14 protein-coding genes and 2 pseudogenes are annotated in these 15,134 nt (G+C 58.2%); 14 read left to right on the top strand and 2 right to left on the bottom strand.

What is annotated here, in order from left to right; genetic code table 11:
• Positions 1–149, bottom strand: a pseudogene (locus NKI58_RS34690) (DNA-binding response regulator); the annotation flags it as partial.
• Positions 150–1,440: 1,291 nt separating this feature from the next.
• On the opposite strand from NKI58_RS34690, the gene NKI58_RS34685 reads away from it, so the two are divergent.
• The 14 genes and pseudogenes from NKI58_RS34685 to NKI58_RS35710 all read left to right on the top strand — a co-directional run bounded on the left by NKI58_RS34685 (position 1,441) and on the right by NKI58_RS35710 (position 13,815).
• A complete protein-coding gene (locus tag NKI58_RS34685) occupies positions 1,441–2,226 on the top strand; it encodes a type IV secretion system lytic transglycosylase VirB1 (RefSeq protein ID WP_023673708.1) in 786 nt (261 codons plus the stop codon).
• A 74-nt stretch (positions 2,227–2,300) separates the two neighbouring features.
• Entirely contained in the window at positions 2,301–2,606 is a 306-nt protein-coding gene (gene virB2, locus NKI58_RS34680) for a pilin major subunit VirB2 (protein ID WP_245274807.1), read from the top strand.
• Complete coding sequence (locus NKI58_RS34675) at positions 2,606–2,932, top strand: type IV secretion system protein VirB3 (RefSeq protein ID WP_023679584.1); 327 nt, start codon at positions 2,606–2,608, stop codon at positions 2,930–2,932. Before virB2 ends, NKI58_RS34675 begins: the two co-directional genes overlap by 1 nt.
• Positions 2,932–5,301, top strand: coding sequence for a type IV secretion/conjugal transfer ATPase VirB4 (virB4, locus tag NKI58_RS34670; RefSeq protein WP_023679585.1), 2,370 nt, complete (start codon positions 2,932–2,934; stop codon positions 5,299–5,301). The genes NKI58_RS34675 and virB4 overlap by 1 nt, the downstream gene beginning before the upstream one ends.
• Before the next feature lie 13 nt (positions 5,302–5,314).
• On the top strand, positions 5,315–5,998 hold the full coding sequence (locus NKI58_RS34665) for a TrbJ/VirB5 family protein (RefSeq protein WP_023673704.1): 684 nt from the start codon (positions 5,315–5,317) through the stop codon (positions 5,996–5,998).
• A 58-nt stretch (positions 5,999–6,056) separates the two neighbouring features.
• The gene (locus tag NKI58_RS34660; RefSeq protein WP_023679586.1) at positions 6,057–6,944 is read left to right on the top strand and encodes a type IV secretion system protein; all 888 of its coding nucleotides are present in this window, start codon (positions 6,057–6,059) and stop codon (positions 6,942–6,944) included.
• A 27-nt stretch (positions 6,945–6,971) separates the two neighbouring features.
• On the top strand, positions 6,972–7,130 hold the full coding sequence (locus NKI58_RS34655) for a type IV secretion system lipoprotein VirB7 (RefSeq protein WP_081731114.1): 159 nt from the start codon (positions 6,972–6,974) through the stop codon (positions 7,128–7,130).
• Complete coding sequence (locus NKI58_RS34650; protein ID WP_023679587.1) at positions 7,127–7,840, top strand: type IV secretion system protein VirB8; 714 nt, start codon at positions 7,127–7,129, stop codon at positions 7,838–7,840. Before NKI58_RS34655 ends, NKI58_RS34650 begins: the two co-directional genes overlap by 4 nt.
• Entirely contained in the window at positions 7,837–8,721 is an 885-nt protein-coding gene (locus NKI58_RS34645; protein ID WP_023679588.1) for a TrbG/VirB9 family P-type conjugative transfer protein, read from the top strand. Before NKI58_RS34650 ends, NKI58_RS34645 begins: the two co-directional genes overlap by 4 nt.
• The gene (gene virB10, locus NKI58_RS34640) at positions 8,714–9,853 is read left to right on the top strand and encodes a type IV secretion system protein VirB10 (protein WP_023679589.1); all 1,140 of its coding nucleotides are present in this window, start codon (positions 8,714–8,716) and stop codon (positions 9,851–9,853) included. The genes NKI58_RS34645 and virB10 overlap by 8 nt, the downstream gene beginning before the upstream one ends.
• Complete coding sequence (virB11, locus tag NKI58_RS34635) at positions 9,837–10,877, top strand: P-type DNA transfer ATPase VirB11 (RefSeq protein WP_352854458.1); 1,041 nt, start codon at positions 9,837–9,839, stop codon at positions 10,875–10,877. The genes virB10 and virB11 overlap by 17 nt, the downstream gene beginning before the upstream one ends.
• Positions 10,878–11,594: 717 nt before the next feature.
• The gene (locus tag NKI58_RS34630) at positions 11,595–12,281 is read left to right on the top strand and encodes a response regulator (RefSeq protein WP_352722050.1); all 687 of its coding nucleotides are present in this window, start codon (positions 11,595–11,597) and stop codon (positions 12,279–12,281) included.
• A 178-nt stretch (positions 12,282–12,459) separates the two neighbouring features.
• Positions 12,460–13,148, top strand: a pseudogene (locus NKI58_RS34625) (IS6 family transposase).
• Between the two features lie 13 nt (positions 13,149–13,161).
• A complete protein-coding gene (locus NKI58_RS35710) occupies positions 13,162–13,815 on the top strand; it encodes a hypothetical protein (RefSeq protein ID WP_502894663.1) in 654 nt (217 codons plus the stop codon).
• Between the two features lie 384 nt (positions 13,816–14,199).
• On the opposite strand, the gene groEL is transcribed toward NKI58_RS35710, so the two are convergent.
• On the bottom strand, positions 14,200–15,134 hold a 935-nt coding region (groEL, locus tag NKI58_RS34615; RefSeq protein WP_352854456.1), incomplete at its 5' end, for a chaperonin GroEL.

The raw sequence follows: 15,134 nt of genomic DNA, 5'->3' as shown, positions 1-15,134 counted from the left end.
ACCACGAGATCGACTGGCTCACGTGAAAGAACATAGTCAAACTGCTTGCTATCGTGGACTGCGGTTACCTTCAGGGCATGCATCGTGAGATACTCGGCGATGAGGCGCCGCATTGCGGCATCATCGTCAATGACAAGAACATGTTTCAACGGCGCACCTTCAATCTTGAATCCCCTTGTCTAAACCTGTTGCCGAGCAACCCTGGGGCACCGACCCAGAACAGCTGCTCCTTGATACCACTCGCCGTTGCGTGCGGCCAATGTGAGGCCGTGCTCGTCCTGTTCTTTTCATCCCCAGCGAATTGACCGCACCAAGGCAGCCCGTGGCCACCAGACAGGTCCAAGCGCCGACATGACCCTGCCGTGTGGTCCTTCGCTTTTTCGCTTCGAGCTCCCCCGTTGGTGCAGGCCTGCCAATATCACTCAAGTTCGACCTCATGGATGCCAAGTTTCCTGCTATGCCGTTGCATCCTGGTCATCCTGGAGTTTGCGGACCTGGATCATCTCGATATCCTCCGGCTCGTGGATCCAGCTCGGACATGGTTGAGCAGCGCGGCGTTTGGCTTGATCGGAGAGGCGGTCGGCGGAAGAAGACCGTGATTCGCTGCAGCGGCCTTGTGCAAAATAGTGTGTCTCCTGCCAAGCCGGCTTCGTCCAAGGTGGCCGGCGGCCTCAAATGCTGTTCGGCGACCGGCAGGTCGCCGGTTGCGGTGAACGTCCGGGCTAACATTTCTCAGTTACTGCAACTCCTCCATCTTGAGCGTGTCACTATGCTTGTCCATTGCGCCGTCGGACTCCGTCAATGACGTGCGGTTATCTGCCGATGGGACTGTGCATGATCCACCCTTTGGCGGCGGCGGCCGAACAGCTGAACGAGGCTCGCACCAGGATGGGCTGCGCCGCCACGTCTTCCCAGTTGACCCTCGCCGCCGCGGATTTGCGCCTTCGAGCCAGCTTCACGGACGAGCTCGCGTCTCAAGCAATGATCTGAGTGTGCAGGGCCGCGCATGGCTGCTCTTTAAGGACCGGCAGCATACCGGCAAAGTTGGGCCGCTTTATCGCCTTAGTCGATTCCCCACGGTGATCCCGAGCCTGAACAAGCCCGCCAAGCTCCCCATTTTGTCCTTGGCTTGGCGCTGACAGAAGTACCATCCATGACGCCAAAGTCGCGGCCCACACTCCAGGAGCAACGGACGGCCGGGACGAGCAATCCTGTACAGGAGTCATTGTACCAAGATGCTCCGGATGTCGCTGGCTGATCGGGCCCGCGCCACCCACGCATGCGCAAGATGCTCACCCACGCTGATACGAACACGGTCTTTGCTTCAATTGAAACCGAAAAGCTGAACTTGAACATCACACAGTAACAAACCTCCCCGATAAGCGCGTGCCGGACAGGGCCAGAACCCGTCCGGCGGCTTGGAAAGGTAGGTGATAGGGAATGTTTATTGCAGCTTGGCCGCTGGCCATCGTCCTGATGACATCCATGTCACTCCCAGCCGAGCCCGCGCCACTTTCTCCGCGTGAGTTCCGCAGCCTGTCGCGCAAATGCGCCCCCTGGGTTGCGCCGTCCACCCTCGCCGCGATTGCCAAGATTGAAAGTGGCTTTGAAACGCTGGTGGCTCATGACAACACCACAGGTGAGCAGCTTCGCTGGATAGACCACCTGGAAGCCACGCGGGGCATCAAGGAACGCCTCGAAGCACAACATTCTGTCGATGTTGGATTGATGCAGATAAACAGCAAGAACTTTGCCATGCTCAATCTCACGCCGGAAAGGGCTTTCGAGCCCTGCGCCTCGCTTTCGGCTGCCGCCCACTTGCTTGAAAGCCGGTATGCCGGCGGCACCACTGCTGTGGCACAGCAACTGGCGCTTCGCCGTGCCATCTCGGCCTATAACACGGGCGACGTCACGCATGGCTTCGCCAACGGTTATGTACGCAAGGTCGAGTCGGCCGCAAAGGACATCTCAAGTCTCCTTGAGAGAACGCTGGAGCCGACTGCTCGAGATGTGCCGCACCTTGAGGCACCCGGTCGGAAAGCCGTGCCGCCTCTGCTCCAGCAGAGCCAACAGGCCAATAGAAAGAAGCAGCCCAACCAAGATTCTTGGGACATCTGGGGCTCGTATCAGCCAGACCGCTCCGGGGCCGATCCCTCCGATCCGACAGGTAGCCAGGCTGCGAAAGCACGGGAACCCTCGAACCCGAACAAACTCGTATTCGATTGAAACATGGAGATGCAATGATGACGCCACTCAAGATACTTCGTGCGCTTAAAACGCGTGTTCCTTCGCCTTTTTCCATGCTGCGCATAGCGGCTGAATATGTACCGGCCGCTGCTGCAGGCGCGGCGTGGACGGTCTTCTACAGCGGGCCAGCCGCGGCTCAGGTGACCGGAGGGACGGATCCTGCCAAGATGGTCCAGAATATCTGCACGTTCATACTTGGCCCCTTTGGACAATCACTGGCCGTGCTCGGGCTCGTAGCCATCGGTATCTCTTGGATGTTCGGTCGTGCTTCACTTGGCCTGGTTGCGGGTGTCGTTGGAGGGATCGTCATCATGTTCGGGGCCAGCTTCCTGGGCAAGGCGCTCATAGGCGGTGGCTGATGAGCGACCGGTTGGAAGTGAGCACCCTCTATGTGGCGGCGACGCGCCCCGCACTGTTTCTGGGGGTGCCGCTGACGCTGGCCGGATTGCTCATGATGTTGGCTGGGCTTGTTATCATTATCCTTCAGAACCCGCTTTACGAAATCGTTCTCGCGCCACTCTGGTTCGGAGCACGGCTGGTTGTTGAGCGTGACTATAACGCGGCAAGCGTCGTGCTGCTCTATTTGCAGACGGCCGGCAGAAGCGTGGACGGGCCGGTCTGGGGAGGCGCAAGCGTCAGCGCCAATCCGATCAGAGTGCCGAAACGCGGAAGAGGAATGGTGTAATGTTCGGCGCCAGCGGCCGGACCGAGAGGTCTGGCGAGATCTACCTTCCGTATGTTGGTCACGTAAGCGATCAGGTTGTCATTCTGGAAGACGGATCGATCATGGCCATGGCACATGTGAACGGTCTGCCCTTTGATTTGGAAGACACTGAGATGCGCAACTCGCGCTGCCGCGCGTTCAACACTCTCTTGCGCAACATCGCCGACGACAATGTCTCGATATACGCTCATCTTGTGAGACACAACGATGTGCCGGCGCCGGCGCCGCGCCAGTTTCAAAGTGCATTCGCTGGCAGTCTGAGCGAGGCCTACGAGCGTCGTGTGCTGTCGGGAAAGCTCTTTCGCAACGATCACTTCCTCACTTTGATCGTGTCCCCCCGCACCGCAATCGGCAAGATCGGCTTGCGGATTGCCAAGTCCCGCAGACGGAATGAGCACGATCTAGCCACCCAAATGCGGAGCCTGGAAGACCTCTGGCACATCATTGCTGGCGCACTCGGCGGTTACGGTCTGCGCCGGTTGGGCATTCGAGAGAAAGGCAACGTGCTCTTCACGGAAATCGGCGAGGCGCTTCGGCTCATGATGACTTGCCGGTTTCTTCCGGTTCCGATGGTTACCGGCTCACTTGGCGCCTCGATCTACACTGACCAGGTCATCTGCGGGAAGCGGGCGCTTGAGATTCGAAGGCCCGGGGATAGCTCCGTCGGATCATTGTTTTCGTTCCGTGAATATCCGGCGACGACGCGGCCGGGCATGCTAAATTCCTTGCTGTCCGCCAACTTCCCGCTTGTCCTGAGCCAGAGCTTTTCCTTCCTCACTCGCCCACAAGCTCATGCCAAACTAAGCCTTAAGTCCAGCCAGATGACGAGTGCCGGCGACAAGGCCCTCACCCAGATCAATGAACTTGCCGAGGCAGAGGACGCACTGGCAAGCAACGAATTCGTGATGGGTTCGCATCATCTGAGCCTGTGCGTCTATGCCGACAGCCTCAATACCCTTGCAGATCGCGCAGCAAGTGCCCGCGCACGGCTGGCCGACGCGGGCGCCGTTATCGTCCAAGAGGGCATCGGCATGGAGGCCGCATATTGGTCCCAACTTCCGGGGAACAACAGGTGGCGCACGCGCCCGGGGGCGATCACCTCACACAATTTTGCCGGGCTCGTCTCATTTGAGAACTTCCCAAGCGGTTCCAGTTCCGGCCACTGGGGCAATGCTGTTGCGCGCTTTCGCACAAACGGTGGAACTTCTTTCGACTACATCCCCCATGAGAATGACGTCGGCATGACGGCAATATTCGGGCCCGTTGGCAAAGGCAAGACGACGCTGATGACCTTTGTCCTCGCGATGCTTGAGCAAAGCCTGGTCGATCGCAATGGTGCGATCGTCTTCTTCGACAAGGATCGGGGTGGTGAACTGCTGGTGCGAGCCACGGGAGGGACATATCTTGCGTTGCGCAGAGGCGCTCCGAGCGGCTTGGCCCCTCTGCGTGGACTGGACAACACCTCCGCCTCGCGAGACTTTCTACGCGAGTGGTTGATGGCCCTGATCGAGAGTGACGGCCGTGGTCCGATCTCGCCGGAGGAAAGCCGTCGGCTGGAACGCGGCATTGTTCGTCAGCTTTCGTTCGAACCCCCTATGCGCTCACTTGCGGGCCTGCGCGAATTCCTATTGCACAGCCCCTCCGAGGGCGCAGGAGCACGGCTGCAGCGGTGGTGTAGAGGGGGGGCGCTTGGATGGGCTTTTGACGGCGACGTGGACGAAGTAAGGCTGGATGCCTCCATTACGGGCTTCGACATGACGCAGCTCCTGGAATATGAGGAGGTCTGTGCACCGGCCGCCGCATACCTTCTGCATCGAGTGGGCGCTATCGTCGATGGTCGTCGGTTCGTCATGAGCTGCGACGAATTTCGATTCTATCTACTAAACCCCCAATTCTCGGCCGTTATCGACAAGTTCTTGCTCACGGTCCGCAAAAACAACGGCATGTTGATACTCGCAACGCAGCAGCCTGAACACGTTCTGGAATCGCCTCTCGGAGCTAGTCTCGTTGCGCAATGTATGACGAAAATTTTCTACCCATCACCGACGGCGGACCGCTCTGCGTATGTCGATGGCTTGAAGTGCACTGCGCAGGAGTTCGAGGCAATCCGCCAGGGAATGGCAATCGGCAGCCGCAAGTTTTTGCTCAAGCGCGATAGCGGGAGTATTGTTTGCGAATTCGATCTTGGGCAGATGCGCGAGTACGTAGCCGTACTCTCGGGGCGGGCCAACACAGTGCGCTTTGCCGACCAGCTTCGTAACCAGCACGGAGACGCCCCAAGTGGGTGGCTCGACAAGTTCATGGCCCGGTACCACGAAGTTCAAGACTGACGGAGGAATATTCATGAAATTTGCCAAACTTGCAGTAACGACCCTTGCTGCTTCCCTTCTGCTTCACGGACAGGCCCGTTCGCAATTTATCGTCAGCGACCCTGTAACAGAAACACAAGCGACCTTAACAGCCCTTTCCAATGCGGCGATCCTTGAGAGGTCAATCGAGACGCTCGCTACCACGATTGAAATGGTGACAATTCTAACGTCGTCATTCGCTGTCACGGGACTGCTAAGCTCACTGAACCAAGGAAATCACTACCCGTCGAGCAATAAGCTGGAGGAGCAGATGTTTGATGCTCGGGCGCCAGCTTCGATTATGGCCCGTAACATTGCGAAGGACCCAAATCGGATAGTCAACGGCACCGATTCAGAAGCGAAACTGTTACAGGGACAAATCGCCGGGGCCGCCAATGCCGCAGCTATTGCAGCCGACACTTTGGGCATGATGGACAAGCGCCTTAAGGATAACGCCGGCACGCTTGGTCAGCTTTCCCGCTCGGGAAATATTATGCAGGCCACCGTGACCAACGGTCTGGTCCTCAAGCAGATTCACGATGCGATGATCCAAAATGTCCAGGCCACGAGTCTGCTGACAATGGCCACTGCACAAGGGAGCCTTCACGCCGTGGAGGAGGCCGCCACGCAGCGTCGCGAACATCAGGACACCGCTAATATGTTTAGCATCCTCCCGTAAACCACACAGAGTTCATCCTGCTAAGCTGCGCTGATCAGGGACACATCAGGCTCACGCCATGAATTTCAAAATTCCCGCGCCATTCACGACTATACACACGATCTTTCATGGGGCCTTCACGTCCGGGCTGCACAAAGTGCTTGAAAACATCCAAGAGGCGGTCAGTGCGCCTCTGGTTGCGTGTGTCACGCTCTGGATAATAATCCAAGGCTGTCTGGTCATGCGTGGTCAAGTCGATGCGCGCGGGGGTATCTCGCGCGTAATCATGGTGTCGATTGTCGTTGCCCTTATCTTAGGGCAGGCCAACTATCAGCAGTACATTGAAGCGCTCTTCGACGACACGATTCCGAGGTTGGCTCACGACATCAGTGGCAGCGACTTGCCCTTCATCGGAATCCCCCAGAAGCTCGATCTCATGTTTGCTTCAAGCCAGTATGTCTTTCAGCTGATTGCTTCCGAAATTGGGCCTATGAACGGCCAGGACATACTTGCTTTCGAGGGAGCGCAATGGATTTTCTACGGCGCGCTGTGGACAGCGTTCGAGATCTACGATGCCGTTGGAATTCTGACGAAGGTGCTCTTGACGATCGGCCCCCTGGTCCTTGTAGGCTACCTTTTTGATCACACTCGAGACATAGCCACCAGATGGATCGGCCAACTGCTCTCGTACGGGCTGCTGCTTCTCCTCCTCAACATCGTTGCAACGATAGTAATCGCTGCCGAAGCAGTCTCGCTGGCAGCCATGCTTTTGATGATCAAATTCTCGGGCACGACAGCAGCCAAGATCATCGGGCTTTACGAGCTCGACATGCTTTTCCTAGCTGGTGACGCTCTGATCGTCGCGCTTCCGACGATCGCCAGCAGCATCGCCGGCGGCTCTTGGGGAGGTGCGAACCGACCTCTTAACAGCCTCAATCGCCACTTTGCCAAAACGGCGGGTGGTTAATCAATCGACAAGCTCGGTGCCAAAAACATGAAATATTGCCTACTTCTGTCAATCCTCGCTTTGGCCGCCTGCAAGACGAGCCATGGGCTTGCGACATGCGCGGGTGCCCCATTCCAACTGAACGTGGGACAATGGGAAACCACCCCTGAGGATCTTCAGGTCGAATGCGCGGAAGAGCCAAAGTGAAAGTTCCTGAACATGCCCTTCTGGTGGAGAGAGAAACGCTAGCCGCCCACTATAAGAAGGTGGAAGCGTTTCAAACTTCACGAGCGAAGTCTGCGCGGCGCCTGTCAAAGGCCCTGATAGCCTTTGCCGCAGCGGCGGTCCTAGGAAATGTTGCCCAGGCATTTACCATTGCTGCCATGGTCCCGTTGGCCAAGCTCGTACCTGTGTTCCTCTGGGTCCGGCCGGATGGGACCGTCGACAGCGAAGTGTCAGTCTCTCGACTGCCGGCAACCCAAGACCGAGCCGTCATAAATGCTTCGCTGTGGGAATATGTACGCCTGCGCGAGGGGTACACAGCAGATACAGCCCAATACGCCTATGACCTCGTATCCAGTTTCAGCGCGCCGGCTGTGCGACAGCAATATCAAGATTTCTTCAACTATCCGAATCCCACCTCGCCGCAAGTCACGGTCGGCAAACGCGGCAAGCTCGAGGTCGGGCATATTTCTTCAAACGACATCAGTCCGGACGTTCAACAGATCCGTTACAAACGTACGCTTGTTGTCGATGGGCAGATGCCGATAGTGACCACCTGGACAGCTACCATCCGCTACGAGCGCTTGACGGGTCTGCCTGGGCAATCGAGGCTCACCAATCCGGGAGGTCTACTCGTCACTTCCTATCAAAGCTCGGAAGATAGCGTATCGAACCTGGGCTATGTGCAGCCATGACAAAAAGAGCGTTTCTCGCGCTGGTCTGTTCACTCTTCTTAACGATGGAAGCGTCCGCGGAAGACACACCACTTGCCGGCAAGCATGATGCGCGCATGCGCTACCTGGCTTACCGTCCTGACGAAGTGGTGCGCCTGTCTACCGCAGTGGGGGCAACGCTGGTTGTCACATTCGCGGCCAACGAGACAGTCGCAGCCGTGGCCGTTTCCAATAGCAAAGACCTGGCTGCGCTCCCGCGCGCCAACTATCTCTTTTTTAAGGCTAGCCGGATGCTCCCGCCGCAGCCGGTCATCGTGCTGGCCGAGAGTGAGTCCGGTACACGGAGATACGTCTTCAGTATTTCAACGAGAGCGATGCCAAAACTCGATGAGCAGCAACCTGACCTATACTACAGTGTGCAGTTCACCTATCCTGCTGATGAGGCTGCTGCTCAGAGAAAGGACGCAGAAAGGCGCTCGATTCTTGGTCAGGCCCGGGCGAAAGTGCTGCGCGACGAGAGAGTTCAGGATTTGTTGAATCGGCCCGCCGCAACTACCAGTCCGGACGAAAGCAATTTTCACTACGTCGCAAAGGGCGATCGATCGCTGGCGCCGCTGGAAGTTTTCGATAATGGCTTTACCACCGTATTTGGCTTCGCAAGCAATTCCCGCATACCCTCCCTCTACATTATCAATCCCGACGGCAAGGAAGCCGCTGCCAATTACACGGTCAAAGGAGACTATGTTGAAGTATCCGCAGTCGCCCGGGAATGGCGTCTGAGAGATGGCAATACGGTCTTGTCCATTTTCAACAGGGCTTATGACCCTGTGGGACGAGCGCCAGGGACCGGTACAGTGACACCCGACGTGTGGCGCGTTTTGAAAGGCCCGGCCGATGAATGAAACCGGCCCACAGTCGGGACATGATGTCCATGCCTCAGGATCGATGGTCTCGGAGCCGGCCCGCCGGCATGTTTCGGGATTGCAGAAGTTGGCCGTCGCTGCTCTTGTTCTCATCTCATCTCTATCGCTCATCTGGCTCGGCGGTCGTCCCAGCACACAAGACGAGCCAACTCAGCCAAAACCTCCAATTGTCGCCGACGCCGAGCCATTCCGCCCCGTGCCGATTGAGATTGCTCCCGAAGCTCCAGCACCCGTACAGGCGGCGCAGGCAGGAGATCCTGCGCCATCCACGCCGCCTCCGGCGCCAGCTGATCCGCCGCCGGAGGAAACACCAATTTTCGCCTACAGTGGCAGCGGTCAAATGCCCAACGACGGTCAGCGGAGCGAAGACAACCATAGGGATGCTCCCGCGACCTCGCATGAGATTTCAGACGCTGGCGATCTGACGGGGCGATTGAAGCCAGATATACAGGAGCCAAGCCGGGCCACACTTTTGCCGCACCCTGATCTCGTGATTACCCAAGGAACGATAATTCCCTGCATTTTGCAAACGGCAGTCGACACAAATTTACCGGGTTATGTGAAGTGCGTCTTACCTAAAGACGTCCGCGGCGCCACCAACAACGTGGTGCTTTTGGATCGCGGGACGACCGTGATTGGCGAGATCCAGCGTGGTCTCCAACAGGGGGATGCGCGTGTCTTCGTGCTGTGGACGCGCATCGAAACGCCTGACCATGCCCTCGTTTCGCTAGCGTCGCCGGGCGCTGACGAGCTCGGCCGCTCCGGAATGCCTGGCACGGTGGATAATCACTTCTGGCAGCGCTTTGGCGGAGCAATGCTCATGAGCGTCATTCAAGGCGCGTTTCAGGCCGCCGGTCAATACGCTGGCAGCTCAGGTGGAGGAAGCGGCATCAACAGCTTCCAGAGCAACGCCGGACAAGCCGTTGACACGACCCTTAGAGCAACGATCAACGTTCCGCCAACTCTGAAGAAAAACCAGGGAGATGCTGTATCGATCTTTGTGGCTCGGGACCTCGATTTCTCAGATGTATACGATCTTAGACCGATCGCCGTGGCGCCAGCCCCCCAACATCGCCAACGCCGGAGAGACAACAATGCGACCGGAGGCTGACCCTCAATTGCGTTTGCTTCTCAACCCTGTTTTGAAATGGCTTGAGGAGCCAAGGACCGAAGAGGTCGCTATCAACCGGCCTGGGGAAGCCTTTGTCCGACAGGCCGGCGTTTTCACGAAACATCCGCTACCGCTATCTTATGACGATCTGGAGGACATCGCGATCCTCGCTGGAGCGCTGCGCAAGCAAGATGTCGGACCGCAAAGCCCCCTCTGTGCGACTGAGCTGCCGAACGGAGAGCGGCTGCAGATCTGTTTGCCGCCCGCTGTTCCCTCAGGAACAATAAGCCTGACGATACGGCGTCCCTCAAGTCGTGTGACCGAACTCAAGGAAGTTTCTTCTCGCTACGAATACTCGCGTTGGAATCAATGGCGGTCACGAAAGGAGCGCCAAGAGCGGCAGGACGAAACGATTCTTCAGCACTACGACCATGGTGACTTGGAGCAATTTTTGCGAGCATGCGTTTGCGGGCGGCTCACGATGCTGCTTTGCGGACCTACTGGAAGCGGCAAAACGACAATGAGCAAGACTTTGATCAACGCTATACCCCCGCAAGAGAGGCTGATAAGTATCGAGGACACGCTCGAACTTGCAATCCCGCACGAGAACCATGTCCGGTTACTCTATCCGAAGGACCGAGCAAGCGTAGGTGCGGTGACAGCCGAGCAACTGTTGCAAGCCAGCTTGCGCATGCGCCCTGATCGAATATTGCTTGGCGAGATGCGCGATGATGCTGCTTGGGCCTACCTTAGCGAAGTCGTCTCCGGCCATGCGGGATCAATATCAACGATTCATGGGGCGGATCCGGTCCAAGGCTTTAAAAAGCTCTTTTCACTCGTCAAGAGCAGCCCGCAAGGAGCTGCTTTGGAAGACCACACGCTTCTTGACCTGCTGTCGGCTGCCATTGACGTCATTGTGCCGTTCAGTACCCACGGCGACGTGTATGAGGTGGGGGAGGTGTGGCTCGCCGCCGATGCCCGGCGACGCGGAGAGACAGTAGCCGACCTTCTTAACAAGCACTAAGGCTAGAGCACGTCGGGGATCGGTAAGTCGTTTGTGATACGATGGCGTAATTTGTTCAGATTGAACGTCCACTTTGATTTGAGGGAGGTGGATAATGGGAGGAGGACTGGGCGTAGACCTTCGGTCACAAGTCTGAAGTCTTCGGGCGCCCTTTCGGCGCGGCAAGTTGCGGCACGATTCGACTGGGTGTATCGAGCGCGTCCGCTGAATTGCGCGGGCGACGCTCACCGAGCTGGTGCCGATGCCTGCTTCAAAAGCGGCATCCACACCCGGCAGGTCGTACCCTTGATTTACCTAGCCGCGCTCAATGAGTGTCTTCAAAGCCGCCGAACGTGGTTCGGAATGACCGGTGGTAAATCGGGAAGTGCCATATAGGGAATCCTCCTGGTATTGCCTCCAGGGGGTCCTCTCAATGAACAAAGCCGCAACCTGCCTTGCGACCTCAGCTGGAGTTTGCGACGCAACCCATAGGAGGATCGATGCGCAGAGAAATCGCAGGCAGAGTCGGTGGCATTGTGGGCTGGCCGACCGACGGTTTCAGCCCGTCAACAGGTCTTCACGTGTTCCATCCCCGACTATTGCAGGCGTGCGGCTTGCATGCTCCCGCGATCACCCATCGGAAAGAGCGTTACGAACACTACGAAGAGTTGCGCGACTTCCGCTGTCGCCCCGGTCTTACAGCGGACGGTGACCTGTCCGACCTTGATAGGACGTGAAATGCGAACGCTGCTCATTGATCATCATGTGGATCTTACGCGCGCTGTGCGAGTTGCGCTCGGGGATAGCGGTTTTGCCGTTGATGTAGTTGGCAACCTGGAACAGGCGTCGAGGGCATTTTGTTGCGCAACCTATGAAATTCTCCTGCTGGAGTTGGCTCTGCCAGATGGCGATGGCTTGGGCTGGCTGAGACAGCTAAGGAGCGACGGGCATTCAGTTCCAACCCTCATTATGAGTAGCATCAACGATCTCGAGAAGCGAATTGCAATTTTCAACGGTGGCGCGGACGACTTTCTGCTCAAGCCCGTCTCTTTCGATGAGCTCATCGCCAGAATGAGAGCCATTCTGCGCCGGTCGACACAGGTGACCGACCCCATCGTTGTATTTGGCAATCTCAATTTCGATCCGATCGGCCGACAGGTTTCCGTCTCGGGTCATCCTCTGAAGATCGCACGCCGCGAACTATGTATTTTAGAGCATCTGCTTATCCGTGCAGGCCGCATCGTGCCTCGTGCGCAGTTGGAAGATCACCTCTATTCGTTCAACGACGAGGTATCTGCCAACGCGCTTGAAGTCGGAATCTATCGCTTACGTGGACACCTGAGTAGGTCAGGTGCAACGCCACGGATCACGACCGTGCGCGGCATTGGTTACCTTCTTGAATTGACTGAGGCGGCATCCGCATAGTTGGTCTAAATTGAAAGAACAGACTGCCTGCCCGTCGTCATGTTGAGCTTGTGGCCATAATGGACATCGCGGCCGCCCTTGACGATGGTGTCGGCATGCGGTTCGAACGGCTCTGTCGCAAACCTTTTGGTAAGCGGAGCATGGCAAGAAAAACGCCTCAGCTGTGGAGGAGCACGTGATGTTCAACGGCCGCCATTTCGACCAGTCGGTGATCCTGCTGTGCGTGCGCTGGTACCTGGCCTACACTCTGAGCCTGCGCGATCTGGAAGAGATGATGGCCGAATGCGGCTTGAAGGTCGCCCATTCCACCGTGCATCGCTGGGTCGCCCACTTCTCGCCGTAGCTGCTGGAGCGCTTCAACCGGCGCAAGCGTGTGGTCGGCAGCAAGTGGCATATGGACGAGACGTACATCAAGGTCTGCGGCCATGGATGTATCTCTACCGCGCCATCGACAGCCTCGGCGACACGGTCGAGTTGTTCTTCAGCGAAAACCGTGACCTGGTGGCGGCCCAACGCTTCCTCCACAAGGCGCTGACGCGCCATGGCCGGCCGGAGCGCATCGTCACCGACGGCAGCCAGACCAATTACGAAGCGATCCTTTCCTGCGACGCTGAAAGCCGGCTGCGGCAGCGATCGCGGCGACCGCTGAAGCCGATCCGCATCCGCAATAGCCGGTATCTCAACAATCGGATCGAACAGGATCACCGGCGTATCAAGCGCCGCATTCCATCCATGCTCGGCTTCAAGTCGCAGGCGAGCGCCGTGGTTATCCTCTCCGGCATCGAGATGATCCACATGATGGGCAAGCGACAGGCGAGGTATGCCTACAAGTCTGTCGATCGCTGTTTCGATATCCTCGCTGCCTGACGGACAGGCCGAAATGGCCGTTCACACCCCCATTTCCAGGTTTGCGACAGAGCCTTTTGTCGGCGTTGCCGGCTTCGAAGGGCCGGTGCGCGCCGAGCGCATCAAGATCACCCCCGGCCACCTTGCTGCGGCCACTCGCCGAGTACGAAGCGGTGGTCGGAGGGAGCTGGTGATGACGACGCTAGATCATGACCTGCTGATCGCAATCCTGGATCGGCTGAAGTTGGGCAAGGCCACCCACGCCTGCTCCGAGGCCCTCCAGGGCAATGGTCTGAGACCTGGGCTCAAGCCCTTCGGCGAGGAGAATGAGACGCCGCTGGAGCTCGGGTGCAAGCGCTGCCACGCCCGCTCCGAGGCCCCACAAGGCCGAAGCGCAGTCGTCGGGGTCACGAGGCCCCTCTGCCACGACGACGAGACGCTGCTGGAGCCCGGTTGCAAGGGCTCCACAGATGGCCTGAACCTGGATCCGCCTTTCTTGAGGCGTTGCGACTATCATCGCGGCGACACGCAGCTCTTGATTTGTGTGCGACATCCTCAGCAGATCCATCGGGCTGAGCCGCTCAGCAATATCAACGAGAATGTCCAGCGGCAGATCAAGGATACTCAGAGGAGGAAACCCTTGATCTTGAGGCTCAGAGCGCGTCTGCTCCACTATAGAACAGGATGATTCACCGGGTCCTTCAACGCCAGCCGCCGGTCCGATGAGAGAATTGTCCCTGATATCACGCTCGATGGGGTTAAATGCCGAGATGGGCGCCTTGCCACGCTCCTCAATGCCCCTCATGATTCACCGCCTATAGCTACCAACTGAATGAATCATCGTGATTGTCGCGCAGCGGAATCCTCAAGGATCGGGCAGTTCGTAGGGGGCGCCGGTTTGACCAGGTTGAGCCCGCGAATTGCTCGATCGGACAAGATCCTAATTCTCGACCATGCGGTGAGGCTCGAAGGAGATCCTCGGGACGCACTCCAAGTTGTCGATCATGTTCGGCACACAAGGAAAGGGCGGCATTGCTGCCGCCCTTTCCGCTGTAGGTTGATAGGGGCTGGATTAGAAATCCATACCGCCCATGCCGCCCATGCCGCCGCCGCCCATGCCGCCAGGCATGCCGCCGCCAGCCGACTCCTTCTTCGGAGCCTCCGCGATCATGGCTTCGGTGGTGACCAGCAGGCCGGCGACCGAGGCCGCGTCCTGCAGAGCCGTGCGCACAACCTTGACCGGATCGACGATACCCATGGCGATCATGTCGCCATATTCGCCGGTCTGGGCGTTGTAGCCGAAGGTCGCGCCCTTGTTCTCGAGGATCTTGCCGGCGACGATCGATGCTTCCGCACCGGCGTTGGCCGCGATCTGACGGGCCGGAGCCTGCAGCGCGCGACGCACGATGCTGATGCCCGCGGTCTGGTCGGAGTTGGCGCCAGTGACGGTGATGGCCAGCGAAGCGCGCAGCAGGGCGACGCCGCCGCCGGGAACGATGCCTTCTTCGACGGCCGCACGGGTCGCGTTGAGGGCGTCATCGACGCGGTCCTTCTTTTCCTTGACTTCGATCTCGGTCGCACCGCCGACGCGGATGACGGCAACGCCGCCTGCCAGCTTGGCGAGACGTTCCTGCAGCTTCTCCTTGTCGTAGTCTGAGGTGGTCTCTTCGATCTGCTGCTTGATCTGGGCGACGCGGCCCTGGATCTCTTCCTTCTTGCCGGCGCCGTCGACGATGGTGGTGTTCTCCTTGGAGATCGACACCTTCTTGGCGCGGCCGAGCATGTTGAGGCCGACATTCTCGAGCTTGATGCCGAGGTCTTCGGAAATGACCTGGCCACCGGTGAGGATGGCGATGTCTTCCAGCATGGCCTTGCGGCGATCACCGAAGCCCGGCGCCTTGACGGCAGCGATCTTCAGGCCTCCACGCAGCTTGTTGACGACCAGCGTGGCCAGGGCCTCGCCTTCGACATCTTCCGAGATGATGACCAGCGGCTTCGAGGTCTGCA

The sequence above is a fragment of the Mesorhizobium sp. M0522 genome (assembly GCF_040321085.1).
Lineage (GTDB): Bacteria > Pseudomonadota > Alphaproteobacteria > Rhizobiales > Rhizobiaceae > Mesorhizobium.
This window is presented reverse-complemented; position numbering and strand designations above follow the sequence as displayed.

What these genes read in the sequence shown, in the direction of transcription:
- virB11 (WP_352854458.1), top strand. Translation starts at nt 9,837, where the DNA reads ATGCGACCGGAGGCTGACCCTCAATTGCGTTTGCTTCTCAACCCTGTT.
- NKI58_RS34645 (WP_023679588.1), top strand. Translation starts at nt 7,837, where the DNA reads ATGACAAAAAGAGCGTTTCTCGCGCTGGTCTGTTCACTCTTCTTAACG.
- virB2 (WP_245274807.1), top strand. Translation starts at nt 2,301, where the DNA reads ATGCTGCGCATAGCGGCTGAATATGTACCGGCCGCTGCTGCAGGCGCG.
- NKI58_RS34665 (WP_023673704.1), top strand. Translation starts at nt 5,315, where the DNA reads ATGAAATTTGCCAAACTTGCAGTAACGACCCTTGCTGCTTCCCTTCTG.
- NKI58_RS34655 (WP_081731114.1), top strand. Translation starts at nt 6,972, where the DNA reads ATGAAATATTGCCTACTTCTGTCAATCCTCGCTTTGGCCGCCTGCAAG.
- NKI58_RS34660 (WP_023679586.1), top strand. Translation starts at nt 6,057, where the DNA reads ATGAATTTCAAAATTCCCGCGCCATTCACGACTATACACACGATCTTT.
- virB10 (WP_023679589.1), top strand. Translation starts at nt 8,714, where the DNA reads ATGAATGAAACCGGCCCACAGTCGGGACATGATGTCCATGCCTCAGGA.
- NKI58_RS34685 (WP_023673708.1), top strand. Translation starts at nt 1,441, where the DNA reads ATGTTTATTGCAGCTTGGCCGCTGGCCATCGTCCTGATGACATCCATG.
- NKI58_RS34675 (WP_023679584.1), top strand. Translation starts at nt 2,606, where the DNA reads ATGAGCGACCGGTTGGAAGTGAGCACCCTCTATGTGGCGGCGACGCGC.
- virB4 (WP_023679585.1), top strand. Translation starts at nt 2,932, where the DNA reads ATGTTCGGCGCCAGCGGCCGGACCGAGAGGTCTGGCGAGATCTACCTT.
- NKI58_RS34630 (WP_352722050.1), top strand. Translation starts at nt 11,595, where the DNA reads ATGCGAACGCTGCTCATTGATCATCATGTGGATCTTACGCGCGCTGTG.
- NKI58_RS35710 (WP_502894663.1), top strand. Translation starts at nt 13,162, where the DNA reads ATGGCCGTTCACACCCCCATTTCCAGGTTTGCGACAGAGCCTTTTGTC.